Source organism: Desulfobacter sp., from assembly GCA_028768525.1.
In the GTDB taxonomy this organism is placed as follows: domain Bacteria; phylum Desulfobacterota; class Desulfobacteria; order Desulfobacterales; family Desulfobacteraceae; genus Desulfobacter.
The window spans coordinates 2755161-2774759 of the sequence record CP054837.1 but is presented as its reverse complement, the minus strand read 5'-3'; the positions used below and the strand labels follow the sequence as shown (position 1 = coordinate 2774759).

Below are 19599 nucleotides of genomic sequence, written 5' to 3'. Positions count from 1 at the left end.
TCAAAGCTGCCGGAGCTTTATTCCCTTTCAGGGCTTTAAATGTATTATCCTCAATAAATATAGTCAGTTGTCCTCACATCCCAATGGCCGGCACGGGATTTGTATCTCTAAAGGGCGTTCTGGCTAATTACTTTCTAAGGATGTCTCTATGCAGGAAAAACCGTGGAAACCCTGGCTTTTATTATCTCCTTCCCTGACAGCGGTATTTTTGCTCCTGGTGGTCCCGGTCTGTTTTGTGGTGGTGTACAGCTTCTGGCTGAGGGCCCCCAGCGGCCAGGATATCCCGGCCTTTCAAATGGGAAATTACGCTAAATTTTTTGCGGATTTTTTCTATCCCTCCGTTCTGTTAAATACCCTGAGGGTGGCCCTGGAAACCGTTATTCTCTGCCTGGTCATGGGATATGTCCCTGCCTATTTTTTTTATAAAACCGAATCCAGGCTCAAGCCCTATCTCATGCTCCTGGTCATGCTTCCTTTCTGGATCTCCTTTATCATCCGAACCTTAAGCTGGATCAATATCCTGGGGGACTCGGGGCTGATCAATCACCTGCTCATGAAAGCCGGCCTGATTACAAGCCCCATTTCCCTGCTCTACAATGAGGGGGCCGTGATCATGGGGCTGCTCCAATACCTTCTGCCCTTTATGATTTTAAATATCTACGTGAGCCTGGACGGCATTGACAAAAGTTTGGCCGAAGCGGCCAAAAGCCTGGGCTGTACAGAATGGCAGGCGTTCAGGGAGGTGACCCTGCCCTTAAGCCTGCCCGGGGTTTCCGCAGGCTGCCTCCTGGTCTTTGTACTGACCTGCGGCACCTATCTGCCCCCCATGATTTTAGGGGGGCCGGGCAACGATATGATTGCCAACCTGATTTTCAAGCGGGTCATCGGCACCCTGGACTGGCCCTTTGGATCGGCCATTTCCACCATTCTTTTGCTGCTGCTGATCATCATTGTCTATACCTATAACCGGTACATGGGCATCAACCAGATATTCAAAACCCTGAGCAAGGGATAAAAAGGGCAGAAAGAACCATGAAATCATTTATCTCCGGGTGGTCGCTGATCAAGCTTTACACGATTCTTGTCTATGTCTGGATGTTCACCCCCATTGTGGCGGTGGTGATCCTGGCGTTCAACCCCCAGCAGTTCGGGTCCTTTCCCATGGAAGGGGTCAGCTTCAAATGGTTTGTCAAACTCTCCCACAATTCCACCATCCTGGATGCCTTTAAAAACTCCATGGTGCTGGGGGCCCTGACGGCGGTATTTTCAACGGCCATCGGGGTGCCGGCGGCCATGGCCTTTATCCGGTACGAGTTCAAAGGCAAAGAGTTTTTAAACACCCTGCTCATTGCGCCCATTATGATTCCCGAGGTGGTACTGGGGGTGGCGCTGCTGCTATTCATCCGCTGGCTCCAGCAGCCCAAGAGTTTTGCCATGCTGCTCATCGGCCATGTGGTCCTGACCCTGCCCTATGTGCTGCTCATTGTCCAGGCCCGGCTGGTGGGAATAAAAAGGGTGTATGAAGAAGCGGCGCTTTCCCTTGGGGCCGGCCCCTTTCAGACCTTCAAGGAGATCACCTTTCCCTTATTGGCCCCGGCCATCTTCGCCGGCATGCTTTTTTCGTTTACCATATCATTCGACGATGTCACCGCCACCCTGTTCTGGGCCACGGCCCAGAACCAGACCGTACCGGTGAAAATATTCGGTATGCTCAGAAATTCCATCAGTCCGGAAATCAATGCCCTGGGCACGGTAATGATCGTGCTCACCGTGTCCACCCCCTTGCTGGCGGGCTATCTGACCCGGCGGTTCGCCAGGGGGGCGGTGGAAAAGAAATAATAATTCCGGTTTGCCCGATCCCTTGAGGGCCGGCAGACCTTAACGCTTAGATAAAGGAGTGACAGATGGCAAAAGAGTTGGAGAAAAGACTGGAAGAGGTTTACCACGCATACAAGGACGGACAAGTCTCCCGCAGGGATTTCGTCAAATTTGTCGGTATTGCCGGTGCTGCCCTCGGGGTAATGGGCAGCCCCTTTGGTTTGGCTCACAAGGCCTTTGCCGGCAGCAAATCCATTACCTGCCACTCCTGGGGCGGATCCACCTCCGAGGCCCTGCGCAAATTTGCCTTTGACCCCTTTACCAAAGCCTCGGGTATCAAGGTTATTGATGCGGCCTTCACCGGCATGGATGCCTTTTTAACCCAGGTCAAGGCCTCCTATCCGCCGGGAGGGGAATTCAATATCGCCCACCTCAGCGCCGTTTACGATTATGCCAGATACACCGATCTGGGGTTCGGGGTGGTTCTGGACGAGGCCAAAATACCCAATCTTAAAAATGTCATGGCCAAGATGACCGATACCCTGAAAGGGATTTCCGGCGGGACGCTCTCCGCCGTGCCCTATGACCTGGGACAGACCGGCATTGCCTATAACACCGAAAAAATTTCCAAGGACAAGGCTGAAAAACTGGGGGCCTCCCTGCTCTTTGACAAGAGTCTGAAGGGAAAACTGGGCTCCTGGGGAGGGGATTTCAGGACCAATATCTGGTATGCGGCCCTGCACACCGGCCAGAACCCCAATGATATTAAAGATATCGGTGCGGTATGGGATGCCCTCAAGGCCCAGCGCAAGCTCATGAAAAAATACTGGGCCTCGGGCTCCGAACTCATGAGCCTGTTGGGTAACGGTGAGATCTATGCCACGGTTGCCTGGTCCGGCCGGGTGGCGGCGCTTCAGGAGCAGGGGCATCCCATCGGATACCTTGCCCCGGACGGAACCTATTCCTGGATGGAGTACATGTATGTGCTCAAGGGCACCGACCTTGCCGTTGCCCAGGAACTGCTGAACTTCATGCTGGAACCCGATGCGGCCATTGCCGTGGCCAAGGGGCAGAACTATCCGCCCTCACTGGACCCTGCCCGTGTGGCCATGCCCGATGAAGTCAAAAAACTGCCGGCCTTTGATCCCACGGGCAAGCTGGACGGCTATCTCTTTGCCGACCCGGCCTATTGGAACGGCCATCAGCTGGAGTGGGCGGAGAAGTGGGACAGGATCATGGCTGGTTAGGGGGATTTGAACGAAAACTCACCCATCTGCCGCGTTGCAGCACAACTCTGAAATCCTCACGTACTCCAGTACGCTCCGGTTTCAGAGTTGCTTGCGCCTTGCATCTGGGCAAGTTTTCGTCCAAATACGGACTGATAGATACATCAATGTAAAAAAACGGAGAAACAGGTTTGTCACAGGAACAAGACCCGGCATTTGTAAAATTTTCCAATATTGAGAAACGGTTCGGAAAAGTTAAGGCGGTAAAACCCATGGATCTGGATATTCCCGAAGGGAGCCTGGTGACCCTGCTGGGGCCGTCCGGCTGCGGGAAAACCACCCTGCTGCGCATGCTGGCAGGGCTGGAAACCCCGACCACGGGGGATATTTACATCAAGGGAAAACGGATTAACGATACGCCCATACACAAGCGGAATCTGGGGATGATTTTTCAGAATTACGCCCTGTTTCCCCATAAGACCATTTTTGACAATGTGGCCTTTGGTTTGAAGTACCGGGGGTTTTCAAAATCTGAAATGCAGGCCCGGGTTGAAAAGGCCCTTGAAACGGTCCGGCTGCCCGGGGTGGGCAGCCGGATGCCCTCACAGCTTTCCGGCGGGCAGCAGCAGCGCATCGCCCTGGCCCGGGCCATCGTCATTGAGCCCGATGTCCTGCTTATGGACGAGCCCCTGTCCGCCCTGGACGAGAATCTGAGGGAGGATATGCGCCGTGAAATTGATAACCTCCAGCAGGAGCTGGGGGTGACCACCATCTTTGTGACCCATGACCAGCGCGAGGCCTTGTCCATGTCGGACAAGGTGGTGGTGATGAAGGACGGAGAGGTTCAGCAGGAAGGAAGCCCGGAAGATGTGTATAATGAGTCCGCCAACCATTTTGTGGCGGATTTCCTGGGCCATTCCAATTTTATGGAGGCCAGGGTGGAAGCCAAAGAAAACGGGTATTTCTCCGTCGGTCTTGCAGACGGTTCCAAGGTTCTGGTCAATCCGGCCGGCCCCTTTTCCCAAGGTGACCGGGCCGAGATCGTGATCCGTGCCCAGAAGATGTTTTTGGGGTATGCATCGGAGCTTTCAAGGGAAGAGGGGATGAATTATTTCACCGGCACCGTTGTGGACCGCAGCTACATGGGTGGAGAGGTCAGTTACTTTGTCAAGCTTGAGTCCGGCCAGGTGCTCCATGTGATCAATTTTGTCAAGCGGAGCCCCTTTCGCAGGGGGGACGAAGTCTATGTCAAGGTGGATCCCTACCACTGCAGGCTGTTGAAGGGCTGAGCCGGACAGGCGGCTGCCATGGAAGCGCATTCCGGCGGGTCGAAGGATCCAGGGAAACAGGGTCCTGAGAAAAAAAATTTTTTATGGATCAAACAGGGGCTGGATCCCAAATCCGGGTATGTGATTTTTGAACATGATTTAAAATACCGGGGCCAGTCCATCTTTGATACCGGTCACCGGGTTTACGCTTTTCTTAAAAAAAAGGGCCTGTCCTGGCAGCAGGTGGTGGATATGGACCTGTCCATGGAATACCTGGTGATCCGGGTGCCCCCGGGGGAGGAGGACCGGACCCTGGGCAGGATTCTGGGATACGGATTCCCGGAACATATGGTTTATTATATTTTCAAGGCAGAAGAGGTGTAGTGTGACAACAATAGAAACCAGCATCAAGGCCGCCTTTGTCCATTCGGGCAAGGCAGTGGATGTGCCCCTGGCCGGTCTTGTCCGGGCAGCTGCACAATTTTTGGATGTTTACGGCCACGCACAGTTTTGTACGCCGGCCTTTACCGGTATCATCGGGGAGGGAAAAGAAAAATTTTCCAATCTGCTGTCGGCAACCGGTTACCCGGATAATCCAGAAGGGTTTTTCAGGGAAATTCTGGATGCCGTGGGCAGCGGAAATGGATCCGGCCTTGAGGTAAATGGAATAGCCATGCCCTCCATGTTCCTGGTGGACATCCTGGAACAGGTACTGCCGGGACGGGGCTATGTGTCCATTAAAAGTACGGGACAGCTGGCTGAAACCGCCAACCTGGAGATCCCGGAAGCGGACCGGGCCGACCTGCAGGCGGTGATTGAAAAATACCCGGTAAGGATTTCCCGCCATACCATCCGGCAGATGATGGTTTCAAGGGATGTGGCCTACCAGTACCTGCCCTTTGTTGAGGAACTGGAATCCGTGGGCCATACCAATACCTGGATCGGCCAGTTCCATGACGGCCTTCTGGAACAGATGTACCAGAACCGGGTGATTTTTCTGCTGAACATGAGTTGTCCGGTATACTGCCGCTTCTGCTTCAGGAAGCACAAGGACGCCAGAAACGAGGCCAACCCAACCCCGGCCGATGTGAACAGGGCCGTGGCCCATGTCAACGCCTCTCCTGCGGTGAAGGAAATCGTGGTGACCGGCGGCGACCCCTTTATGAACCGGGCCAACATGGCCGCCACCATTGACGGTCTCATGGCGGTGGATCATGTCCAGACCCTGAGGCTGGCCACCCGGTCCGTTGCATATTATCCGGATCTCTTTTTAAAGGATGAAGGCGCCTATCTCAAATATCTGAAGCAGAAGAGCTGGGAACTTCAGCAGCACGGAAAGCGCATGGAGGTGGCCACCCATTTCATCCATCCCGACGAGGTCTCCCCGGAAAGCCTTGAAATCATATCCGATCTGGTGAGATCGGGCATTGCCGTTTATATCCAGACCCCATTTCTGAGCGACTGCAACGATACCGGTCCGGAACTGGTCCGGCTGTTCGGCCTGCTGCGGGGGGCAGGGGCCGAGCTGCACTATATCTATATCCCCTGCAGCCCTATCCACGGCAATTCCGTATACTGGAAGCCCCTGTCCGACGGCATCGATATTGCCCTGCACCTTCGTGCCGATCTCTCCGACAGGGCGATTCCCAGGATCTGTACAGCAACCCCCATCGGGAAAATGGACTGGTTCTCCAGCGGCTGGGCCGTTGAGCGGGTGGACGGCAATGAAAATTTTGTCTGGATCCGCACCCCTTACACCCCTGAGTATTTTAAGGCCTTCGCCCCCCTGGCCAACGAGTTGTCCAATATCCGGGTCAACGGCGAGGGAACCATTGACATCCAGTATATGGCCCGTATCGGGAAAGATGAGTATCTGATCGGCAGCCGTCCCGAGAAGCAAAGTGCCGTGAATCCGGCAGCATCGGATGCGGATATCAGCCGGATTCGCCAGGCCATGGCTGAATCCGAAAGGCTGGGTGCCTCAATCGTCAATACCGGACTGGACAACCTGGACCGGCTGCACAAAACCCGGGTCTGCATCCGGCCTGAGGCCGGTGAAAATGAATTCGAGTATATCCGCAGGGATCGCCGGATCACGGATGTGGTGGTGGCGGGCAAAGGGGATGTGGGAGACCATCTTTCGGATATCTGCAGGATCATCCGCCGTCTCAGGGATATTCCCCATGTCAATGCCCTGCGCCTCAGGTCCATGGCCTTTTTCACCGACCCCGGCCGATACACCCGGGCGGTGATCAACACCCTGGGGGATATGAACCATTTGTCCGTGGCCCGCCCCCTGAGGATTGAGATCGAAGCCTGGGCCATTCTCTCCGGGGATGTCACACCGGAACACCGGGCCCTGGCCCGCCGCCTCAATAACCGCGGGATAACAGTCTACGCCAATGCCCCCCTGCTGGGCGGGGTCAACGATTCCGACGGAGCAATTCATGATCTGGCCTACAGCCTGAGAACGGCAGGCATTGAATTCCACCACCTCTATCTGGCAGGCCTCCCGGTTCAGGACGAATGGAATGAAAGATTCCCCGTGGATTCATACGATGTGGTGGATATTGCCACCAAGGTCCGGCGGGAGGGGTCGGGGCGTGAAATACCCAGATACATCATTGCAACCCCGCTGGGGGAGGTCGATTACGGCCTGACCTCCCGCTTTGTCATGGATGGCGGCGCTGTTAAAATTAAGCTTGCCTGCTTTGACGCGGCCTATTATAAATCCATGGATGATGGATTTGAATTTGACGGCAGCGTTGAAACCGATGATGAGGGCTGTCCCATCGTCCAAATTAAGGGAATGATTAAAACCAACGGGTTTCCCGTATCCTGATCCGGAAAGGCGAGTAAATGAAATATCCCTATGTGGCATTCAGTGAAAAATTAGAGGTACAGCCTGTATTCAAGGGGCTGTCGGGCGATCCCTTTATTGTGAACCTCTCCGGAGGGTCGCCGGTGTTCGAAGCGGTGGACATCCTTGATCAGCGGGCCTTTCAGGCGTGGCTGGACAGGGAAATGAAGGGGCGGTTCTCATGGGGGCTGGCTTCTTACCTGGAAGACCGTGAGACCATCCTGAACCACTACCCCCAGATGCGGGAGGAAAAACGGTATTACCATTTGGGCCTGGACATTATCGTGCCACTGGACACCCCCCTCCACGCCCCCCTGGATGCTGTGGTGGCTGAAAGCGGGTATGAAGCGGGAGAAGGGAATTACGGGGGAAATGTTCTGCTCCGCCACGACAGTCCGCATTTCGAGAGCTTTTACAGCCTCTACGGCCATTTGAACAGGGAAGCCCTGCCTGAACCGGGAACCGCCTTCAACGCCGGCGAACCCTTTGCCCGCATCGGTGACTTCCATGAAAACGGGAACTGGTTTTACCACACCCATCTCCAGGTCATTACCCAAAGGGGATATGAGGACGGATGGGTGTCCAAGGGGTATTGCAGCGCAGGGGACCTGGCCGTGATGGACAATATCTGTCCCTCCCCCCTGTCCCTGTTCAGGCGGTAGCGCCTAACTTTTTTCTTGCCCCGGCCCGGTGCCGGGGCATATAATTGCCGATGTACATATGTAAACTCAAAGGAGTTGACCTATGGCACATCATCTTACCCGCCAGGGGTATTCACAACTTGTGGCCCGCTTGAACCGGTTCCCCCAGGGTGCCCCGCCATCAACGCTCTTGAACCGGATCCTTGCCATGCTCTTTTCAGAAGAAGAGGCCGGCCTGGTTGCGGACCTGCCCCTCAAACCCTTTACCGCGGAACAGGCCGCAGCCATCTGGAAGATATCCCCGGTCCGTGCGGAAGTCATCCTGGAACGTCTGGCCTCCCGGGCCATCCTTGTGGATATTGACCTTCACGGCACCACCCAGTATGTCCTGCCCCCGCCCATGGCCGGTTTTTTTGAATTTTCGCTCATGCGGGTCCGGCGTGATGTGGACCAGAAAGTCCTCAGCGAACTCTTTTACCAATACCTGAATGTGGAAGATGATTTCGTCAGGGATCTGTTTACCCGGGGAGAGACCCAACTTGGCCGGGTATTTGTCCATGAGCCGGTGTTGTCCGAAGCCAATGCCGTTCATGTATTGGACTATGAACGGGCCACCCAGGTCATTAAAACAGCGTCCCACATGGGAATTTCCACCTGCTACTGCCGCCATAAGATGTCCCATGTGGGCAGGGCCTGCGGGGCTCCCACGGATATCTGCATGACATTCAATACATCGGCAAGGTCGTTGATAAAATACGGCCATGCCCGCAGGGTGGAGGTGTCCGAAGGCCTGGAACTCCTGGCCAGGGCCTATGAAGCCAACCTGGTTCAGTTCGGCGAAAATGTCAGGGAACGGGTTAATTTTATCTGTAATTGCTGCGGCTGCTGCTGCGAAGCCATGATCGCGGCCCGGAAGTTCTCCCGTCTTCATCCGGTCCATACCTCCAATTTCCTTCCCCGGATCATTGAGGCGGAGTGCACCGGATGCGGCAAATGCGTGGACATATGCCCTGTGGAAGCCATGTCCCTGGTGTCGGCCAACGATCCGGACCATCTGAAAAAGAAGAGCGCCCGGCTTAACCCGGATATCTGCCTGGGCTGCGGTCTCTGTGTCCGGAATTGTCCTGCCGGCGCCGTGGAACTGGTTCCCCTGGGCAAACGGGTGATCACCCCATTGGATACCACACGGCGGACAGTGGCCATGGCCGTCGAAAGGGGGACCCTTCAGCATTTGATTTTTGATAACCGTGTCCTGCTCAGCCACAGGGCGCTGGCCGCTGTCCTGGGGGCCATCCTGCGCCTGCCGCCGGTGAAGCAGGCCCTGGCCAATACCCAGATCCGGTCCCGTTACCTGGAAGTGCTGATCCGCTATTTTGAAGGGCGAAACAGGACCATGCCTTGACGAACTGAGGCGGGATTTGATAAATAGTATACTCGCCCTGCTTGGCGACAGTTGGTCACAACTGCCCTATAAATCAACGAATCATACCCGTTTCGAGTGTTTATTTTTTTAAGGAATACCCATGACCCATCAGATTAACAAGATACTTTATGCCACCGACCTGTCAAAGGTCTCCCCCCGTTTTTTCCAGTATGCCGCTTTTATCGCAAACCAGCACAATGCCCATATCACCTGCCTTCACGTCATGGAGGAACCGTCCCAGGATGCCATACTGGCCTTTGCCTCCTACCTGGGCAAAAACAAGGATGAGATCATGGCCCAGCGCGGGAAAGGCGCCATCGCAGAAATGGAAACCCGGGTGAAAAAGCTCTGCTTTTCCGAACCGGGTGAGGCGCCGGTCGATCCCAAACGCCTTACCATAAAAGTCGTCAGGGGGTACCCCGAGGCTGAAATCCTGAAGGTTTCCAAAAAAATGGAAGCCGACCTGATCGTTATGGGCGCCCATGAGAAAGGGGTGACCCATACCTTCCTTGGCTCAGTGGCCAAACGCGTCCTGCGAAGGTCGCGCATCCCCGTACTGATCGTGCCGGTGGCGAAGTAGCCTGCGGCGATCCCCCAGAGTGGATTCCCGGTATCCGGCCGGGAATCTCTATTCCGCCTGAAATCGGGCAAGGTTGAGAGGCGGCAGAAGTTGGCCGGCCTCAGTGTTTTTGCAAATTGGCCGGATGAGTGCTCCTTTTTAACCGCGTTTCAAAGACAATCCTGCTTTTTATTTACATGTCGGTGCGGACCAGTGCTTTGTCTCTAAATGATGGATAAACTCTTTTGTTGATAATTTGCAGGTCGCTTTGTTCAGTGTTCCGCTAAAGGTCTTCGCAATAAAGGTGATCCGGAGTTCAGGCTGTTGTCGCAGTTCTTTTAAAAACTCGGAAAATTCTATGAAGTTTGATGAAGGCGCCCCGGTTTTTGACGGCCATGGTACAAAATAGGTCTCGTGAACGACCACCCCACCTGATTTTATCTGTACAGGGTCCGCATCTGATATTTTTTTGACTTTGAATCTGTTATCAACAAACCCCGATTCAACATACTCCTGACCTGTGAGTTCTATCCTTTTGCCCCCTAACATAAAAAATGCTTGCTCCGATTTCGTTATGTCATCATACCCCGGACTTCCTTGGTTCAGATAGATAAGCTTGGCGGAAATTCGCAAATAGTTCTTTTTATCAGGGTATTTTTCAGAGACTAATAGGACTTGCTTCGGAGGCTCAAGCCTGACATCCGGGCCCTTAATCAGATTTACCGTTTGCAGGATTAAACTCCCGATGGAAATCAAAAAGGCCGTAAAAGCAAGGATATCTGTTTTCCGTTCTACCAATATCCCTAATACATTGATTCCTTTCTTGGTGTCTTCAATTTCTTTATCGATTCCGTTTTTCATCGTTGGGCCTTTTGGATTTGATGTGGGATCGGCTCCTGATCTATTTGAAAAAAGGGGGACGATGGGAGTTTGAGGGCATCAGGATCATTGATCCTCAGGGTTGTCCGGTGCCGGCATTTTTTCAAGTTGATAGGGTTCAGCGGGCTCGGGTATGGGATTATCCCACGTCGGCATCTCGTCTATTTCATCGGGTTGGTCCGGTGCTGGCATAATGCCGTCAGGTTCATAGGCCTCCGGAATGCCTGGTGTCGGATTATCCGGCGCTGGAACCGGCATAGCAGGATAGTCCGGTGCCGGCATTTCTGTGGTCATTTCATACGCTTCCGGAACGCCGTGGTCAGGCTTATCTGGTGCTGGCATTTGCGCGATATAATAATTTTGAAAAAACAAATAAACCATAGTAACCACGGCTATGATACTTAAATAGAATATTTTTTTCATGACGGATTCTCCTTATTCGTTTTCGCTTTCTAAACTGTTCCGGCAAAATGTTTTTTTGCCGAGGGTTAATTAAGAAATAAAATTTATTCACCATGAGGCGGCTGTGAAATTTAAGTTTAGAATTAACGCTATGAGGAGACTGGTGCTTTTTCAGATGAGGCGGAGAGTTCTCTTAATCTTTAAAAAATTAACATATGTAAAAGAGGGGTGTCAATCAGGGGAACCTTATTTTCAAGGTTATGGCAAAGCACAAATAAGAAACAGGGCCGTTGCTGGCCCTGTTCTTTTGAAGTATGGCTGAGTTTCAGTTAGACAAATAGTTTGCTATATTTTTTCTTTCTGCAAAAACATACCCTTGTCTACCTTCATAAAGAAGTCTTTGTAATATTTTTCGTCATCAATCTGCTCAACTTTTATAATGCCGCCTTTATTATTGAACATTTTCAATTGGAAATTGGCCCTTACTTTGACTGTATCTATTAATTCACTTACATTCGCCGTACATTCAATAATTGATGCTTTTTTATAAACGGCATTAGGGCCTAACCAGAATGTTGCCCAAGCTGCTTCTGTTTTGTCTTCAACATCAATCGTTTTTTCTGCTGACAACAACCCCAAATCCAAAACTGCATTTTTAACGATAAAGCCGTCATCTTGCAAAACATTTAACATGGCTTTCATAGCCAGTTTTATATCTGTTGTCTGAAAGGTTTTTGTTTGAAATGATCTGATTTGCAATTGAGATTTTTGGGGTTTTGCTTGTTTGGAAACACAGCCAGTAAATAGAAAGATGAGGAGCAATGAAACAGAGAATATCGACAGTTTTTTCATAATACCACCCTTAAAATTTACTTGAATGATATGAGAAATCGTCTACCAAGCCATTATCATCATATTTGATGACGACTGTTAGTGTCTTCTGAGTAGAGCTGTATGCTCCGGCCGATTGTGAATGGTTGCCACTTAGCAATCCCAGCAACAGAACACTTCCGGCAACGCCACCTCCACCAGCAGCTCCTCCAACACTGCTGCTGCTATTGGAATATGATGCTTCTGTGGCAATTTTGTCATAGATCCATGTTTCTTTGCCATTTCCATCTTTTGTAACAATATTGGGAGAACCTAAAGCAGTAGCCACATCTGCTTGGCTCATCCCTTTTTTGATTTCTTTTTGAACAATACCAACGGTCATTTCTTTTTCATTGGTAGAATGTAAGCTTTGTTGGTGTTGGGATGCTGACACACAGCCGAACATGCTTACAGAGAGTAAAAGTAGCGTTAATCTTTTTATAGATGATTTCATAGAAGTCTCCTTGAATTATCAGATAGAACTCTGAGATTTAAATATAACTGAGCCCCTGAATCTCATTTGCTTAATATAAAGTCAAGGCAATATAATAAATTTCAATAGGAAAGTCCCTATATATCCAACGGCAAAAATTATGAATTAAAATATGCCAAAAGGTTCCCCTGGCACCTGCGGCTCATTCCAGGAGGCAAGCCGGACGTTGGCCCAGGCTATTTCAGGTTTCATGCAATCCTTCAGCTCGAAAAGAAGTCCTATTTACGGTTGTTTTGGGCTTAAAATTCTGCATTTTTCTTGCAGAAACGTACTGTTTTAGGGGCGATTAAACAGTTAGGGGGAGGTTGGTATTTGGAGCCGGTGAGCGGAGTCGAACCGCTGACTTGATCATTACGAGGTAGCACCCCTGTCAAACAATTACAGTGGGTTATAAGCAGGTGAGGCGGATTTGAGGCGGAAAATATATAGTTTGTTTTTCGAATACTCCATATCATTTTTCAAGTTTTTCCATCTCTTTTTTGAGCACCGTTTGTAACACATCGGCATATGTCTGTGTCGTTCTAATATCTGAATGGCCCAGCACCTTTTGAACAGCGACAATAGACATGCCCTTGGACAGCATGTGGGTGGCTGCAGTATGCCTTAAATCATGAAATCTTGATTTTACTCCAGCCGCCCTGGTGATCTCTCTGTAATAGTTTGAAATGGTCGACTTATGTTTGTAGGTGAAGATTTTTCCAACATCTTTGTTTTTTAGTACTTTTTTGGCATTCGAGATCAGTGGTACCAACCGTTCCTTATTACCCTTTCCAAAAAGTTTGATAGAACCGTTTTTAATGTGCTCATACTTGCATTTTATAATTTCTTCTCTCCTTGCCCCTGTGTTTAATGCAAAAATGATTATACGGGCCATTTCTGGCTTTTTTTGAGTGGCTCTGCTGATTATTTTATCAATATCATCAGGAGATATGAATCTGGGCGTTTTTTTGCTAATTTTTATTTGCTTAATCATAGGGGGTTTATCCATGTATTCATTTTCAACAGCATAGTTTAATGCCGCTTTAATACGTCGAAGGTATGAATTCACCGAAATTGGTTTATTTCCACGGGACAAGCATGATTGCTTAAATGTGATTATATGGCCTTTATTTATGTTCTGCAGTCTGATATCCCCTATGGCTTCGATAAGATTCCGCAGGGCAAATTCATCACTTCTTAACGTTTCAGAAGACAAATCCGATCTTTCGGGGTCATTGATATAGATTTCTTTAAATTCCGATAGGCTTATTCCGGATTTGGTGTTTAACTTAATGAAGTTTCCACGTAACTGTTCTCGTTTGATTTCATTGAAAATCCTTTTTGCCTCTCTAGCCTCTCTAGTCTGGAGGCTTCTTCTTTGGCCTCCTGAAAACTCAATGTAATAAATTCCTCGTTGTGTATATAATCTCATTGGCGGCATCAAATTACAGTGATTTTAAAATTGACAATGCTATCTGGCTTTCATCGTTATTAAAATGTGATAATCGATATTCATCTATGGAGTTCTTATCAAAAACCCAATCTCCTCTTTTAGAGTCCGGATCTTGATAGCCTACTATCTCTTTTTGAATTGCAAGATTTAACAATTGCAACCTCCCATATCCCGAATATTCCATAGCAAGTTTAAGTTTCATCCATCTTGGCCAATTCTTAGAAAACAGCAAATGTTCAGAAATTTCTTTCGCAATTAATTTGATATTAGTTTCGTCCAGTTTTAGCGCTCCCCCAATCTTCACAATTAGCTCAAATGATTTGTTAATATTCTTGTAATTCGTTTGAATTCTAAGGCGTTTTTATTGTTTTTAGTATCTTGGACCACAATACTAATTTTAAAATTGACAAGGCTCTCTGCCTTTCATCGTCATTAAAATGTGATAATCGATATTCATCTATGGAGTTTTTATCAAAAATCCAATCTCCTCTTTTAGAGTCCGGATCTTGACAGCCCATTATCTCTTTTTGAGCTACAAGAGTTAATAATTGCATCCTCCCATATCCCGAATATTTCATAGCAACTTTAAGTTTCATCCATCTTGGCCAGTTCTGAGAAAACAACAAACGTTCAGAAATTCTTTCCGCAATTAATTTGATATTAGCTTCGTCCAGTTTCAGCGCTCCCCCAATTATCGCAATTAGTTTAAATGATTTGTTAATATTCTTGTAATTCGTTTGAATTCTAAGATATTTTTATTGTTTTTAATATCTTGGGCCACAATACTAATTATCCTATCTAAAAAACCCGAAAGTCCGCCCTTACCACGCCCCGAGCTTAGATACGTTCGCAATAAATTAACATTACCGGGTGTTAAATAGATTTTATAAGGTCTCTTGTTTTTTATTGACATATATGCCTCCAAAGTTATAGACGATGAGTAATTTATAGATTGGGTTCCCTATGGATGTCAAGGTGTAAATTATTGATATCAGGAATCCTTTAAAGTTTTAGACACATTATTTTATCAGAGATTCTTTACTTAATTTTTTACAAAAAGTAAGAAATCCTTTATTTAATAGTTTACAAAAAATAAGAAATTCTTTATTTGCAAATTGATAGATTTTGTCTTTTTCTACTTAATAATCGAGAGGTTGCAATTTTATCAAACATAAAAGGCCCCCTACGCTCTGCTTCGGGGGACGGATTCTAATTTTTCTCCTGAAAAACCCGCTAATTTGGATTGAAGAAAACCAGGCATCAAGAAAAAAAACGGTTCCTCCCAGAGGGTCCCTCCCATTTTTTTCTTGACCCCTGGCTTCCTTCAATTCCTTTGGGAAAGCGGGTTCAGGAGAAAATTTTTTTATAACGGGCAAAGCCCTTTGGGTGTCCTGCTCGGACAGAGCCAGGGTTTAGAACCCTGGACAACACATTTAATAGGAAGGAGAAAATTCACATGTATCTTTTGTCCAAGATTGATGTTCAATCAAAACAGTTAATTTGTGATTGTGGACACAGAGCGGGTTTCGACGAGACGGAGTTGTTCGAGTGCCCATGTTGTAATTTACTTATGTTTATCTGCCCCGGATGTTCCAAGCAGTTTGTAATCAGTTCTTTAATAGCATCTCAAGTACGCAAAAATGCCGGTGATTCGATGGATGACATTTGGATTTTCGCGGAATACACAAACCGTAAAAAACTTGAAGCCTAAGGAGAAAAAATGACACTGAATAAAGGTATAGTGGGTATGGCTATTACATTTATGATTTTTGCTTCGAACGTTTATGCCGGTGGTGGCATGACAGGCGGCGCCCTGGAAATCACGCAGCTTGCGAATAATGTGCAACTGGTTCAATCACAGATTGAACAGGCAATGCAGACCCAACACCAGTTGAATATGTATATGGCCATGCTCAAAAACATGAAAACCCTTGGAATCGGGGGCATTTCCAACCCTCAAGCCACCCTTTTAGACCTGCAAAATGTTATTAAGCAGGCATTTGGCGTAAGCCATCAGATGGGCATGGCAGATGAATATTTTAAGGGCATGTACCCGGATTACACCGTCCTGATGGACGGCGAATCATATTCCAAACAGCATTCGGAGTGGACGGATGCCGTGGTTAAAATATGTGAGGCCTCGCTGAACCAAGCGGATCTCAGCATGGCCAATGTGGATACCGACGCCAAGCTCCTGGGTGCTTTGATAGAGAAGTCCCGGACGGTCGAGGGCCAAAAGGCCGCGATCCAGGCCGGCAATGAAATCAACGCCCAATTGGTGACGAAGCTTGTGGAGCTTAAATCCCTGACCGCTGCCCAGGTCAAAACCCAAAACACCTACATGGCCACCCAACAAATGGACAAGGAATATAAGGAAAAGAACACCAGATGGCTTTTCAGGGATGTGGGCGAAGATATTAATTTAGACGACAATAAGGCGTATTAATCCATGAAAAAGACTCTATCCGTTATCCTGATTATCGTTTGCTGCGCCATTGTTGTTGAAATTGTGGCCCCGGATCTGGCCAGTGCAGCCCCCTCAAAAAATAATATTATCGAACAAATCCTTGATCAATTCATACAGGCTTCGAGCCAGTGGGAAGATGAAATCAAGACCTTTTCTTCCCGGCTATTCTGGCTTTTGGCAGGGGTTAATTTTGCCTGGGTAGCCACCATGTTGGTCTTACAAAATGGGGATATTGGCGACTTTGTAAGGGAACTTATCAAGTTTATTTTCTTTGTCGGTTTTTGGTGGTGGGTACTGTGTAATAGTGGGGATCTTACCACCCGGATCATTGATTCTTTCCGGCAAATTGGCGCTTCTACCTATGGCGGCGTCAAGGGCATAAGCCCTAGTAATATCTTAGAAACGTGCTATAATATTTTCATAACGGCCACCAAAAAAATTGAGGTCTTTGAAGGGGAAACCTGGATGATTGGCATTGGCGCTCTCGGCGTGCTTGCGTTCGGTGTTTTAATTGCCGCACAGCTTACGCTCAGTATTGTGAAAGCGTATGTGGCAATCGCCATCGGGACTGTCGCTTTGGGGTTCGGAGGATCCAAATGGACCGAGGATATTTCTAAAAATTACCTCAAGATGGTGGTGGCCACCGGCATGGAATTAATGGCCATACAAATGCTTGTCGGCTTGTCCCTCAACCTGTTTAAGATTTGGTCGAACATTCCAAGTGAACAATTTGGGGTGCAAACCACCTTTTCCCTGCTGATCGGCCTGGCCTTTCTTTTCGTGATCATGAAGGAGATCCCGAGCATGATCAGCGGCATCGTCTTTGGTATGCAGTTTGGCGGGGGTGGTATTGATATCGTCGCAAAAGGCGTATCCACGGGCATTGCCGTGGCATCGGCGACCTTGGGCGCGGGCGCCCTGGCGGCTAAAGCCGGGGCGATTGCTGCAACGGCCAGAGGTATGCAGGGCGGGGCCATGAGCAACATTGCCGGCGCTGCATACCAAACAATGAAGGATAATGTTGGTCAGCCAGCGGCCATGAAGCGGTCCATGATGGGCGGCACCATGTCCAATTTGATGTCAATGAAACAAGAGCAGTCGCAGCCTGGCGGCGAGGGGGGCGGTGGGCAGACAAGATCCCCCTCCCAGGAATTTAATAATATGCCGCATGCAGGATCTTCAAGCTTAAATAATATCCCAGGAGCAAAGTAATGATAGGCGTTGAAAAAAGCTATGAGGCAAAGGTTGAACAGGGGCAATGCCGCACCAGGCTTACATTAGGTTTAAAAAGGTAAAATTGTGAATCAAGAGCGATTGCATTTTCATTTCTTTATGGAAATGCAATCGTTTCAAATTACATTTATCATGCTTTGTTTCCAAAGCGATAAACCTTGGGGTTTGGGGCAAAGCCCCATTCAATTTGATTTTTAGAATGGTTTATACTTTTTTTATAGCAAAGCATATAGCGATTCATAGTGATTTATAGCTTTTTATAACTAACTATAGAAAAACTATGAAAAATTTCAAATCACTATAAAAAGTTATAGATTACAATAAAAAGAATTATAAAACAGTACAATGAATTTGGAAAATATCATGTATTTATAGCGGGTTATATAATATTCTTTATGCTTAAAAACGATACTTTTTCTTAATTTCAATACGGTTTTCGTTAAAAGAACACTAATTTTAGGAAAAAAGACCGGATTTGTTAAAAATAGAGGGCAAGGTATGTGGCGGTATTACCGCCACCCCTTTTCAAACTTATTCGCTACCGCTCAACGAGGTTAAAATGAATGATACTACGAAAAAGAAAAGGTCAGAAAAACGCCAGCGGAAAAAGATAATTCCAGTAAGAGTTTCTGATGATGAAAAAGAGATGATATTATTCCAGGCCAATAATTGCTCATTACGTCCAAGCACATATTTAAGGCGAGTTGGTTTAAAAAAACGGATTAAGTCGACGGTCGATATTCAGTTTTTTCTTGATGTTTGTAAGATTAGAGGGGATTTGGGCCGAATAGGTGGTTTATTAAAAGCCTGGCTTTCACCCAACGTAAATGACATAGGAGCCCATGAAGGAGGCAGGGAGTATTTGAAAGGTAATAAAAATGAAATCAATAAGATTCTAAAGAGCCTTGAACTTAAAATTCTTGATGTTGAGGAGGTAGTCAGAAAATTATGAGCATTAAAGCACAGACAGATCTTGAAAGGAGCTACAAAGCTAAGGTTGAAGCACTGGAACGAACATTAAAGAGTTTTGACAACTATTCCATGGTTGAGCTATGGGCCAGAATGGATTTGGCAGACGATGAAATCATGTATCTCTCTGCACTTGAAATCCAAAATGAAGAAAACAACATGGAGTGGGAAGGTTTTGGGAGCTATAATGAAAATGAACGTGAATCTTTGATAAAAGACAGATTTGTGCAAAATAAATTTTTAATCCGGGATGAAAAACAAAAGATTACGTTAGACTAAAAGTTAATTTGAGGCTTTCTTCATGAATAACAAGAAACCAGAATCGTGGAATGATTTTTTCGAATCAGATGAAAAATCAGATCATGATTTTTTAAAAGATAGGAACGATGATCAACCCCAGGAGAGAGAATCTATCAATGATCTTTCTCAAGATAAGAAGGCGGTGGGAGAGCAGGAATTGTTAGACATTGCCCATGAGAAAGTCATAGAAGCCGTATCCCGAACAGAGCACACTATTGAAAAAGTCGATAATTGCCTGGATTCCCTCTTAAAGAACCATAAAACAACAAAACTAACAAAGAGGATAAAGCGTGGTTAAACGCCAAGCCGAAAGGTAAAGAATATTGGTAGAGACAATCTTCTTTGTTGGAATCAAGAATCTGGGATACCCAATACCTATCCAGGTAGACACTACCCAGACAGACACTATCTGGGTAGTGGATAGGTAGGATCATTACAAAGCAAAAATTTAAACTCTTTATACAATGGCAAATCCCGGACTTTCGGATAGTATCAGCTAATTAGGGGCTCTAGAAATGGCTAAGTGTAGGCCGGGCCGAATATGAAATCACGCTGTTGAAATTCAACTGGCATACTGGATTTTGAGCTCTTCGATTCAATCTAAATCATAATTTCAAGGGAATTTAATGTGTTTGCCTGGCTCAGCTTTGGCTCAGCTTTGGCTTGGCTTTGGCTTGGCTATGCCTTGGTTTTGAAATCTAATGATTTGTGATACCCAGTATCGACCCAGTATCCAGTATCTACCCAGTACCCAGCACC

The 19599-nt window shown here is 47.8% G+C and carries 21 protein-coding genes; 14 read left to right on the top strand and 7 right to left on the bottom strand.

Annotation, left to right across the window (positions count from 1 at the left end):
- Positions 1-148 precede the first annotated feature (148 nt).
- From HUN04_12625 to HUN04_12585, 9 genes are all read left to right on the top strand, one after another.
- Positions 149-1015, top strand: coding sequence for an ABC transporter permease (locus HUN04_12625; protein WDP90490.1), 867 nt, complete (start codon positions 149-151; stop codon positions 1013-1015).
- Between the two features lie 17 nt (positions 1016-1032).
- Positions 1033-1839 (top strand): ABC transporter permease, encoded by an 807-nt coding sequence (locus tag HUN04_12620; protein WDP90489.1) that lies wholly within the window; start codon positions 1033-1035, stop codon positions 1837-1839.
- A gap of 65 nt (positions 1840-1904) precedes the next feature.
- Positions 1905-3065 carry an extracellular solute-binding protein gene (locus HUN04_12615; GenBank protein ID WDP90488.1) on the top strand — a complete coding sequence of 387 codons (1161 nt, stop codon included), beginning with the start codon at positions 1905-1907 and terminating at the stop codon, positions 3063-3065.
- Positions 3066-3235: 170 nt separating this feature from the next.
- Positions 3236-4333 (top strand): ABC transporter ATP-binding protein, encoded by a 1098-nt coding sequence (locus HUN04_12610; protein ID WDP90487.1) that lies wholly within the window; start codon positions 3236-3238, stop codon positions 4331-4333.
- A gap of 18 nt (positions 4334-4351) precedes the next feature.
- Entirely contained in the window at positions 4352-4696 is a 345-nt protein-coding gene (locus HUN04_12605) for a hypothetical protein (protein WDP90486.1), read from the top strand.
- A gap of 1 nt (position 4697) precedes the next feature.
- Positions 4698-7154, top strand: a complete 2457-nt coding sequence (locus tag HUN04_12600) for a radical SAM protein (protein ID WDP90485.1) — start codon at positions 4698-4700, stop codon at positions 7152-7154.
- 17 nt (positions 7155-7171) lie between these two features.
- A complete protein-coding gene (locus tag HUN04_12595; protein WDP90484.1) occupies positions 7172-7834 on the top strand; it encodes a peptidoglycan DD-metalloendopeptidase family protein in 663 nt (220 codons plus the stop codon).
- A gap of 82 nt (positions 7835-7916) precedes the next feature.
- Complete coding sequence (locus tag HUN04_12590; protein ID WDP90483.1) at positions 7917-9215, top strand: 4Fe-4S dicluster domain-containing protein; 1299 nt, start codon at positions 7917-7919, stop codon at positions 9213-9215.
- A gap of 121 nt (positions 9216-9336) precedes the next feature.
- Positions 9337-9816 carry a universal stress protein gene (locus HUN04_12585; GenBank protein ID WDP90482.1) on the top strand — a complete coding sequence of 160 codons (480 nt, stop codon included), beginning with the start codon at positions 9337-9339 and terminating at the stop codon, positions 9814-9816.
- Between the two features lie 168 nt (positions 9817-9984).
- Here the strand turns inward: HUN04_12585 and HUN04_12580 are convergent, their stop codons facing one another.
- From HUN04_12580 to HUN04_12550, 7 genes are all read right to left on the bottom strand, one after another.
- Complete coding sequence (locus HUN04_12580; GenBank protein WDP90481.1) at positions 9985-10656, bottom strand: hypothetical protein; 672 nt, start codon at positions 10654-10656, stop codon at positions 9985-9987.
- Between the two features lie 84 nt (positions 10657-10740).
- On the bottom strand, positions 10741-11097 hold the full coding sequence (locus HUN04_12575; protein WDP90480.1) for a hypothetical protein: 357 nt from the start codon (positions 11095-11097) through the stop codon (positions 10741-10743).
- A 324-nt stretch (positions 11098-11421) separates the two neighbouring features.
- Positions 11422-11928 (bottom strand): hypothetical protein, encoded by a 507-nt coding sequence (locus HUN04_12570; protein ID WDP90479.1) that lies wholly within the window; start codon positions 11926-11928, stop codon positions 11422-11424.
- Positions 11929-11938: 10 nt separating this feature from the next.
- Entirely contained in the window at positions 11939-12352 is a 414-nt protein-coding gene (locus tag HUN04_12565) for a hypothetical protein (GenBank protein ID WDP93275.1), read from the bottom strand.
- Positions 12353-12890: 538 nt separating this feature from the next.
- On the bottom strand, positions 12891-13850 hold the full coding sequence (locus HUN04_12560) for a site-specific integrase (protein ID WDP90478.1): 960 nt from the start codon (positions 13848-13850) through the stop codon (positions 12891-12893).
- A gap of 13 nt (positions 13851-13863) precedes the next feature.
- Positions 13864-14175: a hypothetical protein gene (locus tag HUN04_12555; GenBank protein ID WDP90477.1), complete on the bottom strand. Its 312-nt coding sequence runs from the start codon at positions 14173-14175 to the stop codon at positions 13864-13866.
- Between the two features lie 46 nt (positions 14176-14221).
- Positions 14222-14467, bottom strand: coding sequence for a hypothetical protein (locus HUN04_12550; GenBank protein ID WDP90476.1), 246 nt, complete (start codon positions 14465-14467; stop codon positions 14222-14224).
- 1124 nt (positions 14468-15591) lie between these two features.
- Between HUN04_12550 and HUN04_12545 the strand changes: the two genes are divergently transcribed.
- The 5 genes from HUN04_12545 to HUN04_12525 all read left to right on the top strand — a co-directional run bounded on the left by HUN04_12545 (position 15592) and on the right by HUN04_12525 (position 19138).
- Positions 15592-16317: a hypothetical protein gene (locus HUN04_12545; protein ID WDP90475.1), complete on the top strand. Its 726-nt coding sequence runs from the start codon at positions 15592-15594 to the stop codon at positions 16315-16317.
- 3 nt (positions 16318-16320) lie between these two features.
- Positions 16321-17550: a P-type conjugative transfer protein TrbL gene (gene trbL, locus HUN04_12540; GenBank protein WDP90474.1), complete on the top strand. Its 1230-nt coding sequence runs from the start codon at positions 16321-16323 to the stop codon at positions 17548-17550.
- A 496-nt stretch (positions 17551-18046) separates the two neighbouring features.
- Positions 18047-18523 (top strand): hypothetical protein, encoded by a 477-nt coding sequence (locus HUN04_12535; GenBank protein WDP90473.1) that lies wholly within the window; start codon positions 18047-18049, stop codon positions 18521-18523.
- Entirely contained in the window at positions 18520-18819 is a 300-nt protein-coding gene (locus HUN04_12530) for a hypothetical protein (GenBank protein WDP90472.1), read from the top strand. The genes HUN04_12535 and HUN04_12530 overlap by 4 nt, the downstream gene beginning before the upstream one ends.
- Before the next feature lie 22 nt (positions 18820-18841).
- A complete protein-coding gene (locus HUN04_12525) occupies positions 18842-19138 on the top strand; it encodes a hypothetical protein (protein WDP90471.1) in 297 nt (98 codons plus the stop codon).
- Positions 19139-19599: the final 461 nt, after the last annotated feature.